Annotated in this window: 8 protein-coding genes; 1 reads left to right on the top strand and 7 read right to left on the bottom strand. The window is 67.1% G+C overall.

Annotated elements, in window-relative coordinates:
- From ACPYOG_RS18210 to ACPYOG_RS18200, 3 genes are all read right to left on the bottom strand, one after another.
- On the bottom strand, positions 1-191 hold a 191-nt coding region (locus tag ACPYOG_RS18210; RefSeq protein ID WP_481295561.1), incomplete at its 3' end, for a hypothetical protein.
- Entirely contained in the window at positions 188-778 is a 591-nt protein-coding gene (locus ACPYOG_RS18205) for an RNA polymerase sigma factor (protein WP_481295562.1), read from the bottom strand. The genes ACPYOG_RS18210 and ACPYOG_RS18205, both read right to left, overlap by 4 nt.
- A gap of 594 nt (positions 779-1372) precedes the next feature.
- On the bottom strand, positions 1373-1579 hold the full coding sequence (locus tag ACPYOG_RS18200; protein ID WP_481295560.1) for a DUF4177 domain-containing protein: 207 nt from the start codon (positions 1577-1579) through the stop codon (positions 1373-1375).
- A gap of 282 nt (positions 1580-1861) precedes the next feature.
- Here ACPYOG_RS18200 and ACPYOG_RS18195 point away from each other — a divergent pair, with 282 nt between their 5' ends.
- Positions 1862-2284: a hypothetical protein gene (locus tag ACPYOG_RS18195; RefSeq protein ID WP_481295559.1), complete on the top strand. Its 423-nt coding sequence runs from the start codon at positions 1862-1864 to the stop codon at positions 2282-2284.
- Between the two features lie 427 nt (positions 2285-2711).
- Here the strand turns inward: ACPYOG_RS18195 and ACPYOG_RS18190 are convergent, their stop codons facing one another.
- The 4 genes from ACPYOG_RS18190 to ACPYOG_RS18175 form a co-directional block, all read right to left on the bottom strand.
- Positions 2712-3929, bottom strand: a complete 1218-nt coding sequence (locus ACPYOG_RS18190; RefSeq protein ID WP_481295558.1) for an ammonium transporter — start codon at positions 3927-3929, stop codon at positions 2712-2714.
- 109 nt (positions 3930-4038) lie between these two features.
- Positions 4039-5322, bottom strand: a complete 1284-nt coding sequence (locus tag ACPYOG_RS18185) for an ammonium transporter (RefSeq protein ID WP_481295557.1) — start codon at positions 5320-5322, stop codon at positions 4039-4041.
- Positions 5323-5529: 207 nt separating this feature from the next.
- A complete protein-coding gene (locus ACPYOG_RS18180; protein ID WP_192629070.1) occupies positions 5530-5964 on the bottom strand; it encodes a SufE family protein in 435 nt (144 codons plus the stop codon).
- A 47-nt stretch (positions 5965-6011) separates the two neighbouring features.
- Positions 6012-6635: sulfurtransferase (locus tag ACPYOG_RS18175; RefSeq protein WP_481295556.1), on the bottom strand; the 624-nt coding region annotated here is incomplete at its 5' end.

Here is a 6635-nt window from a genome sequence, read left to right as displayed (position 1 = left end):
CTCCCGGACAGCGCGAGTGCGGCGCCACCTGTCGACACGAGCACCGCAGCCACGATAAGCGACACCAACATGGCCATGCGACGGTGCACCAGCCGCTCCGGCTGTTCGCGCGCCGCCTCCTGGACGAGCATGCTCCTGATCGCTTCGATACGGTCGCGATCGAACGGTGACGAATTGTCCGTGCTCTTCATCGTGCATCTCCCGGAATTGAGGCGTCCGTCATATCGGTGACCAGCTCCGCCAATTTCTTCTTCGATCGGAAGAGCCGGGACTTGACTGTCCCGACCGGAACTCCGAGCGCTGTCGACGCATCCAGCACAGTCATGCCCTGGATCACGCACAATGACACGACGTCCTGCTCGACCCCGGTCAGTGTGGCGAACGCTTGCCGCACCGCTACTCGCCGGGGCTCGTCGTCGAGCCGTTCGTTGACCCCGGGCGAGAAATCGTCGTGATGTTGCCCGCCTGGGAGAGTCCCCATGGCGTGACGGTGCCGGCGGCGTGCTCGCGCGAAGTTCCGAGCCACGTAGTTGGTTGTCACCAGAAGCCAGGGAAGGACGGACCCGTTGACGACTCGAACGGATTCTCGCTTTCGCCACGCTTCGAGGAACACGAGCGCCGCAACGTCTTCGGCGTCATGGAACGAGCCCACGGACCGCAGTGCGTGCCACAGGACCCGATCGTGATGCGTCTCAAAGAGCGCACCGAACGCGGCGGGGTCACCCGAGCGCGTCTCCGCCCACTCGTCCGGTTGCAGCTCGCTGAAAAATGACGTCATACCCCATAATGTCCGCGCAGGAGAAAAAGGTTCTCGGAGAAGTTGGCCCGACACGTCAATAGGCGGTGAGCCATGCAAAATCGACCGGCACGTGTCCTCCTGGGACGTTCGTAAGCCGATCGGCTTGCGAACGGCTCAGTCACCGGTCTTAGAGAAGCAGAATTGACAAAGAAGGGTCCTGGTTATTAGACCGTGTCAGCGACTGAGCCCAGGGGATGGTCAGCGACGTACTACTAATGCCGCCGGTCAGACAAAGCGCCCGCTAGCGGATCGACCTACGCGCCTGTGTCTAGAGACGAGGCCACGAGCGGAAATAGGGTGCTACGGAGCTTTCGGATCGGGCTCGCTCTGCGACCAATCTTTGTCCTCTGGGTGCTCTGTCTCAGCCGAGTGCGGGACGGCGTTCCAGAAAGCACGCAGGTCCTTGCCCCCATTCGGTCCGAATGGCTTCGCCGCCCAGTCCAGGAACTTCTCGCTTCGTTCGCCCACAAGGACAGTATGGCGCTGTCGGCCGGCGGTACGTCCGCTTCGGCAGAACCCGGCAGGACGTCCGTAAGCGGATCGCTGAGCGCGACAGCCGTTCGCCCCTGAGTGTTAGTTGAGGCTCTCGAACACCATCGTCGCCTGGATGCGGTCTCCGCCGCCCAGCCCCTTGCTCCCACTGCTAGCCGTGGTGATGGTGTGCAGACGGTAGCCCTTTGCGGCTTGGTCGTTGATCGCCTTCTCAAGAGAGGTCAAGTTGCCGGACCCCGTTCCCCAGAGCTTCTCCTTCAGAATGACCTGCACGACGACGTACTGCATCCGGCTTTCTCCCTCTGAATTTGGGTGCGCGAGCAAGGTGCTCGCTCCGCAAGACAAGTCTGTCGCGGAATCACATGCTTGTATGGCCCCCGTTCGCGTCGTCGAATGCGACAACCCGTCGGCAGGCCCGGTTCCAGGCCGCCGTCCTGTCTCTCTAACCGATCCATATCCGTGCAGGGTGGTCGACCGCGTTTGGAAGGGGCGGTGTCGATCCGCCGGGTACCACTAGTCCCGGGACGAGAACGTCTTCAAATGGAACCGTCGTGCGTGCGAAGATCAGGAATGCCCAAGAGCCGCAAGCGCAAGCTCAATCGCAACTCGGTCCAGGAGACGGAGCCGGCGCGTGATGCACGCCCGGACAAGCGGGCCGCCGTCCGGCCAGGGACCTTCAACCTAAACGGGGACTTCTTCACCCCCGAGGGCGTGATCATCCGTCGCACAAGAGAGGAAGTCACTCCCGCCGAGGCGGCGGGGCTCGTTCGGAACGGAGCTCGAGTCGCATTCGAGGGATGTGGCTGCGGTGGCGGCGGCGGTTGCATACCGTTGTGGCCGAGTTCTGCGGACGCGGCAGATGCGGCTGTGGTTGGAAAGCCGACATTCACCGACGAGTACGGATCTCCGACATGGATCGATGTCTGGCAATCCGAGGATCAGAGCGTCGTGTTCCTGCACGGCGATGTGAGCTGGGGAACGATCGCTGGCTGACCGCTGAAGGGTCGATCAACGGGACAACCGCCCCGGTACGAAGCCGATTCGGCGGATCGCGTATTTCCGGGGGCGGGAGATTCCCGTAAGACCCGCCCGCGAATATGCCCGGTGATGGCCCCTCAAACGCGACAGTCCGAACCATGCTCATCGGTTGCGCCCGCGTCTCTACCTACGCGCACGATCTCACCGCGCAACGCAACGCCCTCCGGGCACTCGGGCGTCGACGAGGACAACTTCCACGTCGACCACGGTCTCACCGGCACCAAGCGCGTGCGGCCCGGACTCCGTGAAGCGATAAGCGGCCGCGTCGGCGACACCCTCGTCGTCGCGAAGCTTGGCCGGCTGGCCCGCTTCCCTGCCTGACGCGCGCCCGGGGTCGTGCGTTCGGCGACAGCGACTGCGGGCTCGGCCACCCCCAGGGCGCTCATCGCTCGCGCGCGCGAACCGCCTCCGACCGGCTCGGACGCGCCTCTTCGACCACACCGTCCGCAACCGAGCGAACACGCGTCAGACCGACGGTGAAACGCACCGCCAGCGCCAGGAGCAGGGACACGGTGGTCGCGTACAGCAGAACCCCCATCCCGGCGATCCCCTGCGCGATGAACAGGTCGAAGTTGCCGCTGTCGACCATGCCGCCTCCCGTTGCGAACAGGCCAGGGAAGAGCAGGCCGACGAGGCCGCCGACGATCGTCACCACGCAGAGGGTCAGCGCGGGGCCGAAGCGTGCGCGCGTCGCCAGGTCCACCATGGTGGCGCACGCCAGCGCAGACAGCGCGCCCACCAGCATCGCCCAGCCGAGAGTGAGGACTCCGGAGGCGGCCGTCACGGCAACGAGGCCGGCGAACGCCCCGCACAGGGCGCTGGTGAGGGTGGGACGCCGCAGCAGGACCGCATCGACCAGCATCCACATCAGCACACCTGTGGCCGACGCGAGGAACGCTCCGATGGCGATCTGCGGCGCGTAGGCGTCGAGCGCGCCCTCCGACCCCACCACGAGGCCCAGCCAGCCCACCCAGAGCGCCGCACCGCCGATCGCGACCAGGGAGGGGCGAGCCGGACGCAGAGGCAGATGCTCACTCCGTCCACAGGCCATCAGGATGCCCACAGCGCTGGCACCCGCTGCCACCACCGGCAGCGCTCCCCCGAAATCGACGACGTGGAGTCCCGCGACCGCCCAGCCGTCGTTCAGGGCGAAGACGCCGTAGCCGACGGGGACGAGCACCAGCGGCAGCCAGAGGACCACGATCAGGATCCACGCGCGCACTGTCAGACGCGACGCGACGCCGACGGCGACGATCGCCGTGCACAGCACGAGCACCGCGATCAGGTATCCGGCACGCGCGGCCGGATATGGGGAGGACGCAGCGGGGTGGATGCCCACGACCGACGCCAGCCCCGGGTCGGGCCGCCCGACGATGCTCGGGATGAGCGGCCGCCCGGCGACCATGCCGTAGCCTCCCAGCACGGCCAGCACCACCACGATGGCAGCGCCGACCAGCACGAAGCGGAATGAACGCGCGGCCCGCGCGCGGCCGGCCATGCCGCCGGCGAACAGCGCCAGCCCGAGGGCCGCCAGGACCACGAGCGCGCCGCAGAAGAACAGCAGCAGCGCATCCACCTGATCCGGTGTCGCTTGTGCCATCGTGCTCCCTCGCCTGAATCGCTCCCCTCACCCTAGCGACGGTCCCCACGACCCTGACGGGGCGCCGCCTCTTGGCGACGCCCCGTCAGGGTCGTGAGCTGCGGTCGGATCAGACCGTCTCGAGCGAGTAGCCCTCCTCGCCGTGCACCACGGTGTCGACGCCGGCCAGCTCGTCCTCGTTCTTGATGCGGAAGCCCATCGTCTTCTGGATGGCCCAGCCGATCGCGTACGCCAGGACGAAGGAGAAGATCAGCACCGAGAAGGCGCCCAGGGCCTGCACGCCGAGCTGCTGGAAGCTGCCGCCGTAGAGCAGGCTCGAGAACTGCGAGGTCGCCTCGCCCTTGCTGTTGTAGGTGTGGGTGAAGCCGAAGATGCCGATCCAGAGGGTACCGATGATGCCGCCGACGAGGTGGATGCCGACCACGTCGAGCGAGTCGTCGAATCCGAGACGGAACTTCAGGTCGATCGCCAGGGCGCAGACGGCGCCGGCGACGAGGCCCAGCAGGATGCCGAAACCGGGGGTCAGGATGTTACAGGCCGGGGTGATCGCGACCAGGCCCGCGACCGCACCGGATGCGGCGCCGATGGAGGTCGGCTTGCCGTCCTTGATCTTCTCCACGATCAGCCAGCCGATCGTCGCCGCGGCGGGGGCAGCCAGGGTGTTGATCCAGGCGAGGGCCGCGACGCCGTCCACAGCGGCCTCAGAACCCGCGTTGAAGCCGAACCAGCCGAACCAGAGCAGCGCGGCGCCGAGCAGCGTCAGCGGGACGTTGTGCGGCTTGTTCATGCCCTTCTGGAAGCCGACGCGCTTGCCGAGCACGAGGGCCAGAGCAAGGCCCGCAGCACCGGCGTTGATGTGCACGGCCGTGCCACCCGCGAAGTCGTTCACGTGCAGGACGGCGGGGGCCCAGCCGTCGGCGAGGTTGAACACCCAGTAGGCGACCGGGAAGTAGACGACCGTCACCCAGATGCCGGCGAACACCATCCACGAACCGAACTTGGCGCGGTCGGCGATCGCACCCGAGATCAGGGCGACGGTGATGATGGCGAAGGTGGCCTGGAAGCCCGCGAAGGCGAGTCCGCCGAGGTCGGGCGTGATGCCGTCCTTGCCCATCAGGCTCGAGAGGAACCAGTCGGGCGTTCCGAGGAAGTGCGGGATGCTGGGCTTGCCGAACGACAGACCGTAGCCGTAGAGGACCCAGAGGACGCCGACCAGGGCCATCGCGCCGAAGCTCATCATCATCATGCTGATGACGCTCTTCGCGCGGACCATGCCGCCGTAGAAGAAGGCCACGCCGGGGGTCATCAGCAGGACGAGGGCTGCGGCGACCAGGAGCCATAGGGCGTTGACCGTCCCGGTCGTTGCGTAGTCCGCTGCTGTGTGAAGCACCATGCGAATTGTCTACCTCTCTGTGCAAAGGCCCCGCGGGGTGACGCGTTCCCGATCCGGGTGGGGGGCGCTTTCGGGGTGCAGCCAGTCTCGGCTGGAGAGATTTCGACAGAGGGATGAGCGTGTTTCGCCTGTGTTACGCATTCCTGTGCTGTGTAAACACTGTGTTTCGGGAGGCTGCCGGTGTCCTCGGCGAGGGAGGCCGCTGCCTCAGGCGGCGAGCTTCTCGCGGATCTGCCGCTTGGCGCGGCCGAGGAGCGCGGACATGCCGCGCAGGCGCAGCGGCGACACCGCCTGGGTCAGGCCGAGCGTCTGCGGGTAGTCGTCGGGCACCGCGAGGACCTCGTCGGCAGTCAGACCGGCGAGGCCCTGCACGAGGATCGACGCGAAGCCGCGCGTGGTCGGCGCCTCCCGGGGCGCGGTGGCGAACAGGTGGACGATGTCGTCGCCGTCGACCTCCACGAAGATGAAGACGGGCGCCTGGCACTCCTCCACCCTCTCCAGGAGATCGGGGTGGTCGCGATAGCGCTCGGGCAGCTCCGGCAGCTCGTCGGAGAACTCCAGCAGCAGCTGCAGCCGGTCGTTCTGCTCCAGCGCCTGGAAGTCGTCACGGATCTCGGCGAGCGCGCCCGTCAATTCGGCCATCCTTCAAGCGTACGTCTTCGCGGCCAGGTCGATCTCGGGTCGAAGCGTCAGCGCACCGGGACTTCGCCCGGCTCGGCACCGGTGGCGATCGGGACGCGCACGGCGGAGCCCCACTCGGTCCAGGAGCCGTCGTAGTTCTTGACGTTCTCGAAGCCGAGGAGGTGGGTCAGCACGAACCAGGTGTGGCTGGAGCGCTCGCCGATGCGGCAGTACGCGATGACGTCGTCGCCGGGCTTCAGCCCGGCTCCGTCGAGGTAGACCTCTTCCAGCTCCGCGCGGCGCTTGAACGTCGCGTCGGGAGCGGCGGCCTTCGCCCACGGGACCGACTTCGCCGACGGGATGTGGCCCGCTCGCAGCGCGCCTTCGGTCGGGTAGCCGGGGACCTCGGTCCGCTCGCCGCTGTACTCCTCGGGCGACCGCACGTCGATGAGCGGCTTGCCCAGGTGGGCGAGCACGTCGTCCTTGAAGGCGCGGACGACCGAGTCGTCGCGCTCGACGACCGGGTACTCCACCGGCACGGGATGCGGCACCTCGCGAGTGAGCTCGCGACCCTCGGCGATCCACTTGTCGCGGCCGCCGTCGAGCAGCCGCACATCTTCGTGGCCGAACAGGGTGAACACCCAGAGGGCGTAGGCGGCCCACCAGTTGTTCTTGTCGCCGTAGATGACGAC

Source organism: Leifsonia sp. HAY1-4F (assembly GCF_056755275.1).
The sequence above is the reverse complement of the archived record's forward strand: the minus strand, read 5'-3'. Positions and strand labels throughout refer to the sequence as shown.